This window comes from Reichenbachiella faecimaris (assembly GCF_900176375.1).
Lineage (GTDB): Bacteria > Bacteroidota > Bacteroidia > Cytophagales > Cyclobacteriaceae > Reichenbachiella > Reichenbachiella faecimaris.
The window spans coordinates 21,781-38,825 of the sequence record NZ_FWYF01000001.1 but is presented as its reverse complement, the minus strand read 5'-3'; the positions used below and the strand labels follow the sequence as shown (position 1 = coordinate 38,825).

Annotated in this window: 13 protein-coding genes; 3 read left to right on the top strand and 10 right to left on the bottom strand. The window is 39.0% G+C overall.

Annotation, left to right across the window (positions count from 1 at the left end; translation table 11 throughout):
* Positions 1–36: 36 nt before the first annotated feature.
* Complete coding sequence (locus tag B9A58_RS00130) at positions 37–522, bottom strand: hypothetical protein (protein ID WP_084370393.1); 486 nt, start codon at positions 520–522, stop codon at positions 37–39.
* A gap of 140 nt (positions 523–662) precedes the next feature.
* Between B9A58_RS00130 and B9A58_RS00125 the strand changes: the two genes are divergently transcribed.
* On the top strand, positions 663–3,086 hold the full coding sequence (locus tag B9A58_RS00125; protein ID WP_084370392.1) for an ABC transporter permease: 2,424 nt from the start codon (positions 663–665) through the stop codon (positions 3,084–3,086).
* 88 nt (positions 3,087–3,174) lie between these two features.
* Here the strand turns inward: B9A58_RS00125 and B9A58_RS00120 are convergent, their stop codons facing one another.
* The 7 genes from B9A58_RS00120 to B9A58_RS00090 form a co-directional block, all read right to left on the bottom strand.
* A complete protein-coding gene (locus B9A58_RS00120) occupies positions 3,175–3,855 on the bottom strand; it encodes a hypothetical protein (RefSeq protein ID WP_084370391.1) in 681 nt (226 codons plus the stop codon).
* A gap of 182 nt (positions 3,856–4,037) precedes the next feature.
* On the bottom strand, positions 4,038–5,468 hold the full coding sequence (locus B9A58_RS00115; RefSeq protein ID WP_084371916.1) for a TolC family protein: 1,431 nt from the start codon (positions 5,466–5,468) through the stop codon (positions 4,038–4,040).
* A 5-nt stretch (positions 5,469–5,473) separates the two neighbouring features.
* Positions 5,474–8,710 carry an efflux RND transporter permease subunit gene (locus B9A58_RS00110; RefSeq protein ID WP_084370390.1) on the bottom strand — a complete coding sequence of 1,079 codons (3,237 nt, stop codon included), beginning with the start codon at positions 8,708–8,710 and terminating at the stop codon, positions 5,474–5,476.
* 28 nt (positions 8,711–8,738) lie between these two features.
* Positions 8,739–9,824, bottom strand: a complete 1,086-nt coding sequence (locus B9A58_RS00105; protein ID WP_084371915.1) for an efflux RND transporter periplasmic adaptor subunit — start codon at positions 9,822–9,824, stop codon at positions 8,739–8,741.
* Between the two features lie 297 nt (positions 9,825–10,121).
* Positions 10,122–11,384, bottom strand: a complete 1,263-nt coding sequence (locus tag B9A58_RS00100; RefSeq protein ID WP_139793688.1) for a sensor histidine kinase — start codon at positions 11,382–11,384, stop codon at positions 10,122–10,124.
* Positions 11,381–12,058, bottom strand: coding sequence for a response regulator transcription factor (locus tag B9A58_RS00095; protein ID WP_084370388.1), 678 nt, complete (start codon positions 12,056–12,058; stop codon positions 11,381–11,383). The genes B9A58_RS00100 and B9A58_RS00095 overlap by 4 nt, the downstream gene beginning before the upstream one ends.
* A gap of 17 nt (positions 12,059–12,075) precedes the next feature.
* A complete protein-coding gene (locus tag B9A58_RS00090; RefSeq protein ID WP_084370387.1) occupies positions 12,076–12,813 on the bottom strand; it encodes a hypothetical protein in 738 nt (245 codons plus the stop codon).
* A 448-nt stretch (positions 12,814–13,261) separates the two neighbouring features.
* Between B9A58_RS00090 and B9A58_RS00085 the strand changes: the two genes are divergently transcribed.
* Together B9A58_RS00085 and B9A58_RS00080 are read left to right on the top strand one after the other, a co-directional pair.
* A complete protein-coding gene (locus tag B9A58_RS00085) occupies positions 13,262–13,909 on the top strand; it encodes a hypothetical protein (protein ID WP_084370386.1) in 648 nt (215 codons plus the stop codon).
* Between the two features lie 109 nt (positions 13,910–14,018).
* Entirely contained in the window at positions 14,019–14,657 is a 639-nt protein-coding gene (locus B9A58_RS00080) for a carbonic anhydrase (protein WP_084370385.1), read from the top strand.
* A gap of 127 nt (positions 14,658–14,784) precedes the next feature.
* Here B9A58_RS00080 and B9A58_RS00075 read toward each other — a convergent pair whose 3' ends face one another.
* Positions 14,785–15,237, bottom strand: coding sequence for an outer membrane insertion C- signal (locus B9A58_RS00075; protein WP_084370384.1), 453 nt, complete (start codon positions 15,235–15,237; stop codon positions 14,785–14,787).
* 157 nt (positions 15,238–15,394) lie between these two features.
* A complete protein-coding gene (locus B9A58_RS00070) occupies positions 15,395–16,921 on the bottom strand; it encodes a peptide MFS transporter (protein ID WP_084371914.1) in 1,527 nt (508 codons plus the stop codon).
* Positions 16,922–17,045: the final 124 nt, after the last annotated feature.

Below are 17,045 nucleotides of genomic sequence, written 5' to 3'. Positions count from 1 at the left end.
TGAGTAAAAAGACAGTCTTAAATAGGCTGTCTTTTTTTATGAACACGCGACCCTAATATCGTCTAGCACCTCTCGATAATCATACTGCAAATCTTCATGCAAAGTGGCTAAAGCCTTTTCAACCTTTTTGATTTGATTCAATAGCAGATTCAATAATACCTTGCTTTCATTTAATGGTAAACTGAGACCAATCAAGCTTTGGCAGAAGAAAAGCAATATTTCTACTTCTGTCTGCTTATTTCCTGAAAACCTGATCTGTTTTGTAGCTAATCTCAACGCCTTTCTGATAGTCTTCTTGGCCAAATACAAACTGGAAGGATTGATAGTGGAAAATGCCTCTGTAATATCGTCTTTGACTTGCTCTACATAAAAAACCTCATTTCCAGACTCAAGAAGCAAATAATGCAGCAACTCCTTGTTGTCCTTTTTGTATCGTGCCAGCCTTAAACACACGGCCAATAATTCTACTTCTGACAATAGTTTGAGTTCCTTTTTTAGTTCGCTAAGAGAAGCCGTATACATATTTTTTTATTGAGTTTGTAATTATTTTTAATTTCATGCACCTAACCTGCAACTATTGGACATAAAATGGCATCTAATAAAACAGGCGATCTAACAGATGCAATTTGCAATAAGAAAACTCAAATCAAAAACTCAAAACCATGCTTAAAAATTTTTATCTCACGGCCATCAGGAATCTACTGAAACACAAAAGCTACTTTCTGATCAACATTAGTGGTCTTGCCATTGGCATTGCTAGTTTTATTTTCATTTCACTTTACATTATTAATGAACTGAGCTATGACAAATTTCATAGTCAATCAGAAAACATTTATCGCGTCCATGTACAAGGGCAAATGATGGGGCAAGGCATGGATATGGCAGCAACTGCTTCTCCTATGGCACAAGCCTTACTCAGTGAATATCCTGAAGTAGCTAAAGTAACACGAATCAAAGAAAGTGGTGCCTGGTTTATTGGACGGGGCAACAAAAAATTTAACGAAGATGGCGTGCTTTTTGGAGACTCAACCTTCTTTGATGTGTTCGATTTCAAACTGCTCTCTGGTGATGAAAAAACTGCCTTAATCAATCCTAGATCAATTATACTTACTGAATCCTACGCAAAAAAATACTTTGGCGACGAAAACCCTTTGGGTCAGAAGCTGACAGTAGAGCAAGACACTATTTTTTACACAGTTACAGGCGTGATGGAAGATGTCCCAGATCACTCTCACATGCAATTCGATATGATGGGATCTATGAGTACTTATAAACACTGGAACAATAACCAGTGGGTGAGCCACAATCACTATACTTATGTTACCCTTCATGAAAATACAGATGTAGCAGTATTTGAAGAAAAGATGCAAAATTTGGTCTACAAGTATGTAGGCCCTCAGGTGGAACAGTTTTTGGGTACGACAATGGAAGCGTGGGAAAGTGCTGGCAACTCGTTTGGGTATTATCTCATGCCCTTGGAGGACATTTATCTTTATTCCAATGTAGATGAAGAAATGCAAGCCAACAGTGACATATCCTATATCTACATCTATTCACTCATTGCTCTCATTATTTTATTTATTGCTATCATCAATTTTGTGAATTTGGCGACTGCCCAATCTTCTTCACGAGCCAAAGAAGTAGGCATCAGAAAAGTCGTAGGCTCCAGCAAGCAAAGGCTCGTTTCTCAATTCATATTTGAGTCTATTGTAGTTTCAGCCTTGGCAACTATCCTGGCCTCTCTTACGGTATTTTTACTCACCCCGTCATTCAATCAACTCATTGGGAAAGAAATTGCCTACTCACTGACCTCTAGTGTATGGAGTATTGCACTACTTGGTGCATTAGCCATTGTCATTGGCATTCTAGCTGGCTTCTACCCTTCTTTTGTGTTAGCAGCATTTCAGCCCGTACATGTACTAAAAGGGACTATGAGTGCAGGTGCCAAGTCTGGTTGGATGAGAAATTTGCTGGTTGTAATACAATTCACGGCGGCTATCGTCATCATCATTGGCACCATGGTCGTATACAATCAAATCGATTTCATGCTCAGCAAAAACCTTGGCTTTGATAAAGAACAAACTTTGGTAATCAGAAGATCTGACGTGTTGAGGGGTAACATAGAGAATTTCAAAAATGACCTCTTGAAGAACCCAAACATAAAAAGTGTGGCCAATGCTTTATCTATTCCAGGAAAGAGCCGATACAACAACAATGCATATATGACTGAGGATAGTCCAGATTCTCCATATCTATTGTATGAAAACAACGTCAGTTTTGGTTACGCAGAACTTATGGGACTGGAATTGGTTGAAGGTCGATTCTTTTCTAAAGACTTTCCATCGGATTCCACAGCGGTAATTGTAAACGAATCTGCCGTAAAGGCTATGGGCTATAATGAACCCATAGGCAAGCGCTTCGTGAATCAAGATCGTCAGGGCAATGTCCTCTATATGCCAATTATTGGTGTAGTCAAAGACTATCATATAGAATCGCTGCATAAGCCCATTCAACCTGCCGTATTAAGAGTAATGCGTGGCAATCAAGAAGGCTATGCCATGATCAAGTTGAGCAATACGCACAACATCCGAGAAACGATACAATTTGTAGAAAACACTTGGTTTGATCATTCTTACAACAAACCATTTCAATATTTCTTTTTTGATGATGACTATGCCAACTTGTATAGATCTGAATCTACAACTGCTCAAGTTTTTGTCGTTTTTGCAGGCCTATCTATCTTCATAGCCTGCCTAGGACTGATCGGACTGGTCACCTATACCGCATCCATCAGGAAGAAAGAAATTGGCATTCGAAAAGTTTTAGGAGCTAGTACAGGTACTCTTGTCAAATTGCTTTCCAATGAAATAGTGAAACTGATCATAGTGTCAACACTAATTTCCTGGCCTCTCGCCTACTTTGCCACTGATTATTGGCTACAAAATTTTTCTGACAGGCTCTCCATTAGTCCATGGATTTACATTCTATCCACCGTTATAGTGGTATTCATTGGCAGTCTGGCCATTAGCTTTCAGACGATTAAGGCCTCCATGAGTAACCCTGTGGATTCGTTGAGACAGGAATAGCCAAGCCATAAGAAAAGAGTCAGCACTATCAAGTGCTGACTCTTTTCTTATGCAACTGACATGAAGGATTAACTTGTCCTAATTGCTGTTATCCTTTACGACTCAATAGCTGTTTGTAATGAACTGACATATACTCTTCAATCGTGTCATAAAATTCTTCTAGCTCCATTTCATCCAAGTCAATCGTCAGTTGAGCATGATCAGTCATGGACACATCAAGCTTACTTAAGATTCCATCCTCATCTCTAATCAAAGACATCGTCTGTATATCTGCCACTTGTATGGTACCCTCTAGCTCATTGTTTTTGTATTCTATCTCCTTTTCGGTCAACCTTAAGAAGTCATTGTAGTTATTGATTCCTGTGCCAAGTTTTCCAGCTACAGGTGCTATTAAGCAGACCAACGCAAATGGAATAAAACTGAATAGATTGACCTCATAATTGACAAAAAGAAATACAACAATAGCGGGAATGGACAAATAGATAAGCACTTGTATTTTGAGCTTATTTCTGTGATTCCTGAATATCACTTCTTCGTCGGTAGGATCAATCCTAACTGGAAAGAGTAATTCCTCCCAAAGTATCAATACCATAATTATCACAGCCACACTGGCCAATAACATGCCAACATACAAGTTGGGGACTTGATCAGCATCAGCCATCTGTGTTTCAAACAAGCGGCCTGATAAAAAATATGATAATACAAAAATTAATAAAAGGATTCCTATACTATACTCAGTTGGAAGTTTTTGTCGAATTACTTTTCCCATAGATTTACGTTTTTGTTGAATGACAAAAGAGGCCGTCTCAAAAGCTTGTCATTTCGACTAGAAAGGAGAATTCTCATTAAACTTATTGATGATAAATAATAAGTTAAGATCCCTCATCTCTTCGCTATGCCAATTTATTTCGCTTTTAGACAGTCTCTTCATTATAATCTTTCGCTCATGGATCAATCCCATCCGCCACCAAGGGCCTTGTAGATATTAATCCAAGTATGTAATTGTTGCATTTTAGTTTCTATTAAATCAAACCTTGAATCCAGCGCCTCGCGCTGTGTAAGCAATACTTCCATATAGTCAGCTCTTGCCGATCTAAATAAGAAATTGGAAATCTCAATGGATTGATTCAATGCTTCTACCTGCTGTGCTCTCAAATCGTAACTACTTTGGAGGTTATCCTCTTTAGACATCAGATTGGCCACCTCTATATATGCATTCAAAATAGTACGCTCGTAATTATACACGGCCTGAATCTGAGCTGAATTGGCACTGTAGTAGAGGGCTTTGATTGCATTTCGATTGACTAATGGCGCTACCACATCTCCTGTCAAAGAAAACGCCAATGACTCTGGAGTAGAGAGCAAATGACTCGGGTTGAATGCCTGATAACCTACGCCAGCCGAAATGCCAAGAGAAGGATAAAATCTTGCCTTGGCTACTTTGATGTCCAGCTTAGCTGCTTCCAAATCCAATCCAGCTTGCTTGATATCTGGACGATTTTCCAACAGCTGTGAAGGAATACCTGTTTTCACCACGCCAGGAACAAAGCTTACAAATGTATCCGCATTTCTTGCGATTGGCTGAGGGTATCTACCTAACAAAAAGTTGAGTTCATTTTCAGTCTCTACGATCTTTTGCTTGATGTCGTATTGAAGACTTCTAGTATCCAATACCTGAGCTTCAAATCTCCGAACAGCCAATTCAGTAACACGAGATGCTTGTTTTCGTAATCGTACGATTTCCAAAGCATCAGACTGAATCTTAATATTCTGCTGCACCAGAGCCAATTGATTGTCCAGTGCCAGCAACTCATAATAGGCATTGGCTATCTCAGCTATCAAGTTGGTGACCATAAAGTTTCGACCTTCTACGCTAGATAGGTACCTCGTGAATGCCGATTTTTTAGCATTACGTAGCTTGCGCCAAATATCCACTTCCCAGGTAGCAGCAGCCCCTACCACAAAATCCGGTAACGGCTCTGGAAATTCTTCCCCAGGTTCAATATCTGTTGTGGCTTCTAAGGCTCCATTTCTGGTATATCTACCTACCTTGTCTACTCCTGCACCTGCACCCACATCTACTGAAGGTAATATTTCACCTTTTTTTGCTCGAACTTCATTACGAGCAATGGCAATCTCCTGCATAAATATATTGAGCTCCTGATTGTTAGACAGTGCCGTGTCGATCAAAGCAATAAGGTATGGATCAGTAAAGTAAGTTCTCCATTGAATATCTGCTGTATTCGTCGAATCCTGCTGAGCGTCAAATTGCTCAGGCACATCTAGATCAGCCTCCATTATAGTCAGTTTAGGAGCACATGCCTGGATGGCAATTGCTGCGAAAGCAACTACCAAACCTTTATTAAGAAATTTAATTTTCATGTCTCTCATTTGCTTTTACCTTTTTGATCCGCATCTAGTTTGCTTTGATGTATTTGTTTGAGCATCTTATCCCGATCCTCCATGGTATGTACATATTCTTCAGATAATGGCTCGTGCTCTTCTCCTTTTATGAGGTTTCGCCCTTCGGCCAATGTGTCAAACACGTAGTACAATCCTGGAATAATAATTACGCCGAAAAATGTTCCAATAAGCATACCCCCCATGGCAGATGAGCCAATGGTTTGGTTACCTACTGCTCCGGCACCATGAGAAATCACCAAAGGAATCAACCCTGCTATAAAAGCAAATGAGGTCATCAAAATTGGTCTAAACCTCACTCTGGCGCCTTCAATTGCGGCATCCAAAACCGACATGCCTTGCTGGTGTTTCTGAACCGCAAATTCTACGATCAATACTGCATTCTTACCCAGCAGACCCACAAGCATAATCAAACCGACCTGTGCATACACGTCATTGGCTAAGCCCATGAGTTTTAGGAGTAAGAAGGATCCAAAAATTCCAACTGGCAGAGAGAGAATAACAGCCAAGGGTAACAAGAAACTCTCATATTGTGCTGCAAGTACTAAATACACAAATATGAGTACTACGGCAAAAATGTAGATGCCTTCATTTCCACGTCTTGATTCGTCGTAAGACAAATCTTCAAAGGCAATATCATACCCACGAGGTAGGTTTTTTTCCGCTACTTCTCGAATGGCTGCAATCGCATCCCCAGTAGTATATCCAGGTGCTGGCAACCCTCTGATAGAAGCAGAGTTGTACAGGTTAAATCTGGTAATCTCGTTAGGTCCTTGACGCTTGGTCAATTTCATAAATGATGAATAAGGCACCATTTCTCCGCCTTCATTTTTGACAAAGTATCCATCCAAATCCGAAGGATACCTTCTGTATTCTGGAGAGGCTTGCACATAAACCTTAAAAAACCTACCAAACCTGATAAAGCCCTGTTCGTAGGTGCTTCCTATCAGAATATTGAGATTCTCCATAGCTGCACCAATGGACACTCCTTTTTGCATGGCCACCTCATTATCTATCTCAATTTCATATTGAGGATAATTCGCAGCAAAGAAGGTAAATAGTCCTGTGATCTCTTTACGCTCTTTTAGCGCATCCATGAAGCTACTGTTAATTTTGTCAAATTCCTGATAGTCAGTAGAATTGGTCTTATCCAACATCCTCATAGAAAATCCACCTGAGGTACCAAAACCAGGAACAGCTGGCGGCTCGAAAAATTCGATAATAGCCCCTAAGTTTCTTGTTTCCTCTTCCAGTTCTTCCATAATCTCATGTACAGAGTGTTGGCGTTCTGACCAGTTTTTCAAGTTGATCAGGCAGGTACCTGCGTTAGATCCGCGACCTTCCGTCATGATCTCATATCCTGCCAAAGCTGAAACTGATTCAATACCATCAATTTCTTCAGCTATTTTCTGAAGCTGCTGAGCCACTTGGTTCGTTCGTTCCAGAGTAGCACCTGGAGGTGTTTGTATAATCGCATAAATGGTTCCCTGATCTTCATTTGGAATAAACCCTGTAGGGAGTACCTGACCCTCAAAGTAAATGCCTACACAAAAGGCAATTAAAATTCCAAAAGTTACCAATCTTCTATTTACAATTAGCTTCAAGAGCTTCACATACTTATTGGTTACCTTTTCAAATCCACCATTGAAGCCGTCAAGTAGTTTATTCATCAATGATCGTTTCTTCGGACGACCATGTGTATTTTTTAATAACATGGCGCAGAGTACAGGAGTCAATGTGAGTGCTACCACTGCCGATAAAATTATAGAACTGGCCATGGTAATGGAAAACTGTCGATAAAAAGTACCCACTGGACCAGGCATGAACGCAATCGGCACAAATACGGAAACCATTACTAACGTAATAGCGATAATTGCGCCACTGATTTCTCCCATCACTTCCTTTACTGCATGATAGGGAGACAGGTTCTTATCGTGCATTTTGGCATGTACTGCTTCTACGACTACAATGGCATCGTCTACCACAATACCTATAGCCAATACCAACGCAAATAGTGTAATGAGATTGATGGATAATCCGAACATCAACATCACGAAAAAGGCTCCAATCAACGAAACTGGCACGGCTATAATTGGAATCAAAGTAGATCGCCAATCACCCAAGAAGACGAAGACCACTATGGCAACAAGTATAAATGCATCTCTCAGTGTATGAACCACCTGTTCGATTGAGGCATCCAAGAAATTGGAGACGTCATAACTGATCTTGTAGTCCATGCCTGGAGGAAAATCTCCTTTCATTTCATCAAGCTTGGCTTTAACATCTTCAATGACGCGAGAAGCATTACTTCCTACCGTTTGTTTTAAAACAATAGACGCGGATGGGTCGCCATCTAGGTTAGAGTAGATATCGAAAAATTCACTACCCAACTCTACATTTGCAATATCTTTTAAATGGATGTTTTGACCTTCTTCATTAGATCGAATAACAATATTACCATATTCCTCTGGCTTGTTATATCTTCCCTGATAAGTCAACACATACTCTAGCGATTGTGCTTCCTTACCATCAGCTCTTCCCAGTCTGCCCGGTCTACCAATGATACTCTGGTCAAGCATAGCCTCCATTATTTCCTCTGCTGATACTTTATAGGCTCTCATACGATCAGGTTTCAGCCAGATTCGCATGGCGAATTGTCTACTGCCAAGTATTTGTGCTCTGGCTATCCCGTTAATTCGCTGAATCTCAGGAATCATTTTGACATTGGCGTAGTTGTACAGGAATTTCTCATCAGCGTTTTTATCCTTGCTATATAAATTCACATACATCAACATACTTGGCTGGATAGGTGAAATAATCACCCCTTCCCTTTGAACAAGTGGAGGCAGCAAAGGCATCACCTGATCCACCCGTGTCTTGACACGAATCACGGCCTGATTGGGATCAGTACCTGGTTCAAAAATCACTCGAATAGTGGCCTCTCCCGCACTTGTCGCATCTGAAGAGATGTAGCGCATGCCTTGCACCCCGTTGATGGCCTGTTCCAATGGTATGAGTGTAGAATTAACCAAAACTTCTGCACTTGATCCAGGGTAGGCAATAAACAAATTTACCGTCGTAGGAGCAATAGATGGAAATTGGGAAATGGGTAACGTCCTGATTGCTAGCCCACCTAAGAACAAAATGACCACGGATATGACAATGGCCAATACGGGTCTATGTATTATTCTGCTTAAAAACATTTTATTATTGTTTTTTTGAAAGATTAGATTACTCTGCGTAGAGTTCAAGTTGAGAAAGAACTGTGATCGGCTCCACAAACTCAGTTGCGATTTTATCACCTTCTCTAACCTTTCGAAGACCCTCTAATAGGATTCTGTCCGATTCTTCAAGCCCCTCGATCACTTCATAGATATGTGGCAACTCCGCCCCTACCTGAATATGTCTGGATCTGACTAGTCCATTTTTATCAACTACAAAGACGTATTTTTTATCTAAAATTTCATAGGTGGTTTTCTGTGGAATCAATAAGGCATCTTTTAGAGAGGCTTCCACTAGAACATTTCCTGTTTCTCCATGTCTCAATAGACCTTTGGGGTTAGGAAATGTTGCTCTGAAGGCTATATTTCCCGTTTCATTATTAAAATCTGCCTCTATGGTATTTACTTCACCCATATTTTCAAATAGCTTGTTATTAGCCATCATCAGTTTCACTCTCAGAGGATGCTCTTTATCCGCACTTAGTTCCACTTTATAGTCCAAATACTCAGCTTCGGGTACATTGAAATAAACCCACATTTCATGATTGTCTGAAAGTGTAGTTAGCAACTCCCCTTCTTCTACCAAACTGCCAAGTCTCACATGCAGGTGATCCATGATACCATCAAATGGTGCTCTCACTTGCGTAAAGTCCAAGTGAACCTGTGCTAGTGCAAGCTCCGCCTTGGCCTTATCATATTTGGCACTGGCTAACGCCAACTCTGTTGCTGCCACTACATTACTTTCTGCCAGTCGCTTTGTGTTTTCATATTCGATTTGTGCGTAGTGCACTTCTGCTTCAGTTCTTTGCAGCTCTGCTTGATAGAGCCGTGGCATAATCTGAAACATCAATTGACCTTTTTTTACGAATTGCCCTTCGTCAACAAATATTTTCTCCAGATAGCCTCTTTCAAGTGCTCGGAGTTCAATATGCTGGGATGAATGGATTTGGCTCACATAATGCTTAGTTACGGATGTATCCATTTTGATAGGGCTAGTCACCTCATATTTACTTTCTAGTTCATGATGACCTTTGTGTGAGTCACAACTTGAAAAAGCAATTGCGCTCAAAGCCATCAGTTTATAAATACTCTTCATCATAATTTCTCTATTATTGAGTGTTTGAATTGTAAACTCATGTTGAATTTTTTTAGACTTAATAAGTCAATCAAGACCTATCTTTATTTGTTTAGAATTCAAAACAAGAACCCAATTCTGAATAAAATCTGCAGATTCAGAGAATTTGAAAAAAAGTAAGGGAAATTTTATTTATCCTATGCTATGAAACCTAGAGTTGGTTTTCTATTTAGATAGAACGTGAAGTAGCCTATAAGGAATACTGATGATTGACCAAAACAGTCGAATTCTGATTTAGCCTTTAGATAAACTTCTAAATCAGAAATGAATTTCTATTTTGTGATTTACTTCCTGAACCGTATAGGTCACTGTCATTTGATGAATATCACATACTTTTTTGATCAAGGCCAGACCCAATCCAGAAGAATCGTGTGATACGTTGCCCTTTTTGAAACGCTGAAATAAAGACTGGGGATCAACATTGGATTGATGACCAGAGTTTTCAAAAACCATTCTGTTTTGAAATGTATATATCCTTAAATATCCTTTATCCACATTGTGGCGGATGGCATTCTTTAGAAGATTATTGATAAGCAAAAAGGCTAGTGTACTATTCATCTTCAGTACGGGATGAAACTCATAACTTTTTTTCAAATATATTTTTTTCAGGTCAATCAGTTCTTCAAAGTAAGTGAGTTTATTTTCAATGAAATCTACCAAATCAATGGACTCCATATCTTCAAATTGATGGTTTTCCATCTGTGTCAATAGAATAAGATCCGTGTTCAACTTGGAAAGTCTATTGGCAGCTTCATTTATCTTATTTATCTCGTCAAGATCCTCTTCAGGCAAATTTCCATCTTGGAGTAGAAGCTCAGATTTTGATTTAATGATGGCTAGAGGTGTTTGAATTTCATGAGAAGCATTCTCAGTAAATTCCTTTAGGTTGTTGTAATCAGCTTGACTTTTGTCCAGCATTTTTTTAATCTCGTCATTCAATTCTTCAAACTCAAAGATTTTACTTTCCTCAAAATTCACTTCAGAGGTAGTAGAAATTTTGAACTTCTTGAGTTTCGCAATCGTCTCATAAAATGGCGACCAAATCCGTTTGGAAATCTGACGGTTGACCACCAATAATGTGACGATGATACTGCCCATCAACAACAAAATGATCTCGCTTATCCCAGTAATCAAATCCTCATTGGGCAGTAGTGACTTGGTGATAGAGACCGAGTAGTTTTTACCATCTAGTTGATCTGAAAATCTCAATACCCTAAAAGGGAGTATACGCTTTTCATAGTCATCCCACATGAGTGTATCTCGCATGGTCATAGGAGCCAAGGTACCTACAGGCAACTCTTTGATACTAATTCTATCTCCTACATTCAAATAAAAAACTTCCTGAATCTCTTCATAGGTGTGCCATTCGAACAAAAATTGTTGGCGATCAGCCAGTAGCTTCTCATTGAATTCATGATTCACTATATTTTTGATAATATAATAGGCAAACACGCCGCCTATGGATAAAATGATTACGATAGATAAAAAATAATAACGACTGGTAAGAGAAAGAAGCTTCAAAACTGAGTGAATTTATAACCAACACCATATACAGTCTGAATATAATCATCTCCGCCAAGAGCAATGATTTTTTTTCTTAGATTTTTGAGATGTGCATAAATAAAATCATAAGAATCTGCCATATCCATATAATCACCCCAAAGGTGCTCTGCAATGGAACTCTTAGAAATCACCCGATTCTGATTAGAAATAAAATAGAGTAATAAATCGTATTCCTTTTTGGTAAGATTAAGCGGTTTGCCGCACACTTTCACACTGCGCTCAACGGGTAAAATCGTGATTTCTTTAAATACGATTTCGTTATGCCCACTAAAATTTCTACGTCTAAGTACTGACTTGATCCGGGCATTGAGTTCGGATAAGTCGAATGGCTTGGACAGGTAGTCATCGGCACCAATATCCAAGCCTTCTATCCGGTCGTCTACCGAATTTTTAGCTGAAATGATAATTATACCTGACTCAGATTTATTCTTTTTCAATCTCTGCACGACCTCCATGCCACTCCCACCTGGCAGGGTGATATCTACCAGCAGACAATCATAGGTATAGAGATGAATTTTCTCAAATGCCTCATTTAGTGTAGCTACCCATTCGCAGTGATAGCCATCTTTATTCAGGTATTTGATGATAGACTCAGCCAAAGCTGGCTCGTCTTCTATAATTAGAATATTCATAACGTCAAGTAAAATAATTAATTCGTTGACAAGGCTGCAATGGGTGATTTCTTTTGTTGTCTATGACCACAATATGAGCACTCATAATGCTTCATCATTTCGCCTTGTTCAGTTTCAGAAGGCTCCTTTACTACTTCCTCTTTGATGTCTCTGGCGGTTCGATAATTGCATTCATTACATATAATCAAATGTCGGTTGACCTCATATTTCTCAATGATCTTCTCTCCATTGGTTTCATCCAACCAAACATCATATTCATACGCACGAATATTCTCATGTTCAATCATTTCCTTGGTTAGATGTACATCTTCCTCCTTTTCTGTAAGCAGTCTCATTTCAACTCCAGTTTTTGGCGATATTCTGCTACGAAACCTAAGTTTGTTCAGCCTTTTTTCCAAACGAAACGGGTAGTATACATTGAGATAAGTCTTGATGGCGCTAGCAAAAAGCAACCCTATAATCAAGGAAACAAATGTCTTGACCCCAAGAATAAACTCTGTTCGAGTGACATGTACTCTTACGATTGACGAGTTGAGAAAAAAGGCAAACGTCAATGATAAGCTCATTCCAGCGTACCACAGATATTTAATCTCATTGGTACTTATGAAATTGTATTGCTCTACCAGACTTCTCTTCATATTGAGTACAATAAAATAGTACATGAGAATAAGAACAGAACAGCCTAAAAGAATTTGTGACCAGATGACCACCACTTGATGCCAGTGATCTACGAAAATATCAAAATTGTTATCCATGACTTTTTTTCTTCAATCTTAAATGGCAATTCTGAATAAAATATGAATTAAAGAACTTTTACAAATGGCCAGTAAATAATTTCATAACCCTATTAATTCATCTATACAGCGCCTTTTGATCTCATTGAGTTGCTATGATGAACAAAATAAATACTACAGAAATTATTCAGAATCCAGTTTTACTTTCACTTTAAGAAGCAAGATTAAAGCCATGTCGAAAACCTTAAAATACAAACTTATTATCATCACTACTCTGACCATGATTCTCATGGCCATCTTATTAATCATTCATTACCCGTAATGATATTCTCGACTCACTGGCCAAAACTAGCACATATCAAACACTGCATTTTGATGAAATCAATCTAGAGATTGAAGCCCTTTTAGGAAACGGCTAATTGAGCATGCAACTGGAATAATCTATGAATTACAAGGACTTAATTTACCTATGATGAAAAACAATACTATCGCCATTTGGAGCATCGTGCTCATTTGCGTGAGCATGTTTTTGCTGTCCCAGTTTAGTAAGACTTATTATAAATCCAATCTCAGCGAATGGCTAAGTACAGCACCTATATTTTTTCTATCAAAAGCACAGCTGGAGTTCAACAGGCACCATATTTATGATGCCACTGAAATGCTCCAAAAGGCAACTCATGCCATGCAGTCCATAGAACGATACAGCACACCAGATGCTAATTCCTATGTGGACAAATCAATATTTGAGCTTCAAAAACTGACTGTATTGATCAGTCAGGAAAATATTAGTGAAACCGAATTGAATCAAGCTTATTTTAGATGCATCAATTCAGTAGCATACGCTGAGCTTAGGATTTCTGAGAAGGAATTTTTAGAAGGCCAATATTTGAAACCACTCGGGCTTATGAATACTGTATTGATCCTATTAAATAAATCAATCACATATATAAAGGATGAAAATTCCGCCTATTTATTGAAAGAGAAATCCATCATCAAGCACGTACACCATCTTATTGATCAAATAGAAAAGACTGGGAAGTTGGATGCAGTTGATTATGAAAAAGTCAATCAGGAAATCAGGGACTTACTGGATTCTTTTGAATTAGAATATTACTGAAGAAATAATATTTTTTTCAATATGAAATTCAAGAATTGCAGAAAATACGGATTGACTCTTTCATTCTTTATGATGCATATTTGTTTATCTCAATTTTAGATAAAAAAATATGAAAACGTCATACAACAAACTAATCAAAGGCAATGAAGAATGGGTAAAAGAAAAACTCGCTCTTGACCCAAACTATTTTACAAATTTAGCGAAGGGCCAGAAGCCCGAATTTCTTTGGATTGGATGCTCAGATAGTCGAGTTCCTGCCAATGAAATAACAGGTACTGAATCTGGAGAGGTATTCGTCCATCGCAATATAGCCAACCAAGTGATCCACTCAGACACGAATATGTTGAGTGTACTACAATATGCTGTCGAGTACCTTCATGTCAAGCACATTATTGTATGTGGTCATTACGGTTGTGGTGGTGTTCAAGCTGCCATGGGCAATGGCTTTGTAGGCTTAGTAGGCCGATGGCTGGCTTATGTTAAGGATATTTACCAAAATAATAAGTCTGAACTTGATAAAATTGAAGACCCTGTAGCCAAAGAGAATAGAATGGTGGAACTCAATGTTATCGAACAAGTTCACAACCTAGCCAAAACTTCATATGTTCAGCGAGCATGGAAAAATAGAGAACTTGAAATTCATGGCTGGGTGTATTCACTGAATAATGGAAAGATCAAAGATTTGGACTGCAAATACTCCAATATTGACCAGTTAGAGGGTATATATAGATTCACTGGCTTAGATTAAGTCAAAAAGTGATGTTGGGTCTGATAACACAATCTCTGGAAAACGAGAATGATTAAAAGGACATCCTCACAAAAAAGGCTCATCAGAAAATCTGATGAGCCTTTTTTTATATCTTTCAAAACAGAACCTACTTCCCAAAGACATATCTGGCATTGATACCAAAGCTATCTCCCCTAAAGTCCGTTTCTTCTATTAGCCAAAAGGTAGGGCGCCAATCAGCTCCCAAGGCCAATGGAAAATCAAAATGATACTCGATTCCTATTTCACCACTTGCGCCTAAGAAAAGGTCATTGGCAATCAACACGGATGGCCCTACCCCAATATACCAATTGAGTCCTGGCACATCGCCCACTGGTTTATAAAAAAAGTCATACAGGACTTCCAAGCCAACTGTACTTTCGCCAAACTGCTTGCCAAAACTCGCATCAGCATGTATTCTGCTAAAATCACCTATCGAAAAAATGGCGTCTACTGCTGCATCATTGCCCAACACATCTCCCAATCTAATCCCAACCTCCTGGGCTCTAGCCGATGAAAGTATACTTACAAATACAACAGTTAAAACTAATATTTTCTTCATGTTAAGATCATTTAAGATTAAGTAATTAGAAACCACAAAGGAGAATAGCTTCATTGAATATTACAATGTTTTATTGATTAAGTTTTAACTAAAGGTATTCAAATTAATCAAAATCGAAGTTGTGCGATTCTATCTTAACCTCACCTGTTCAAATCAATTAATGAACCTCATGCATGAGTTTCTTCAGAAATGGTGCTAAAATCAAAGCAAGCAATCCGAGTCCCAGGCCAAAAGTTCCAATTTTTTCAAACCCTTCTACATATACATTTAATGAATCCATGCCAGAGGCTGCTTCTATATCACTGGTATTGATAGCCATGCTTCTACCAATCCATCCGCCAATATTGAAGGCATAGGCTACTGCCATAAACCAAATACCCATCATAAAGCCTACTAATTTCTTTGGGGTGAGCTCGGTAATCTTGGACAAGCCCACAGGAGACATATTTAATTCCCCAACTACTAAAAGAAAGTAGGCCACAACTAGAAATAGCATAGGCACTTTGCCCTCACTATTGGCAAATCCACCACTCATTGCCAATACATAAAATCCTACACCAATGAGCAACAAGCCTATTGCAAATTTATAAGGTGTTCTTGGGTTTAAATTTTTCTTCTTTAAGGCGATCCACATGGCTGAAAAAGGGATGGCCAGAAGCACTACAAAGATGGCTGTGATGCCATTGGTACCTGCGGCAGTAAATCCAACAAGCTCTACATTTCTGTCTGCAAAAAGTGTCAGCAAACTCCCTGTCAGTTCATAAAACGCCCAGAAAACTGTCATGAGCAAAGTCATATAAAGAACCATAAACAGCTGCCCTCTCTCCTTTCCAGACACTTTCGTAAATGTATAAATGAGATAGCCCAACACACCCAAAACCAAAATATTGAATATGAAAGAAACAATTGTTCCTTCAAACATGACACTTCCAAAGGCCTCTAGCACAAAATCACCAAACTGGATCAAATAAGCAATGACTGGAACCAACAACACAGCCACGACTGGCACCCAATGTTTCTTCTTTAAACCAAAAACATTTTCATTTAAAGCTTCTTCTGATGGTGGTAATCCATGATCTCCAAAAACTCCATTCACTGTTCCATTGTAGAACACAATCAAACCAGTAAGCATACCAATACCTGCTGCTCCAAATCCATAGTGCCATCCATAAGTTACACCTAACCAACCGCAAAGAATTGGCGCAACAGCTGCGCCCACGTTGATTCCCATATAAAAGATGGTAAAACCAGAATCTCTTCTCACATCTCCTTTTTCATAAAGTGTCCCTACAAATGAGGAAATATTAGGCTTAAAGAAGCCATTGCCTATAATCAACAAACCTAAGGCTGTATAAAATGCAACAGGGTGCTCAATGGCCAGAATAAAATGGCCTGCCGTGAAAAACACTGCACCCAACATAACTGCACGTCTAAATCCTAGCAACTTATCTGCCACTACGCCACCTATAGCTGGCGTGGCATATACCAACATACCGTATGCGGCGTAAATACCAAAGGCAATGCTATCTCTTTCTGCAGATGCACTAAACATCTCATTGACCATGTACAGTGTGAGCAATGCCCGCATCCCATAGAAACTAAATCGTTCCCAGAGCTCAGCAAAAAATAAATAAAAGAGCCCTTTGGGGTGGCCGAATAACTCGGGTTGTTGTTTTGCATTCATATATTCAATCTTAAAAATTTGACGAATATAATAAGATTGAACTATTTGGCCTGTCTGCGTGCTATCAATGGTTAATAAAACGGCTGAATGGATCAATTTTGGCACAAAAAAACCGCAGGACTGA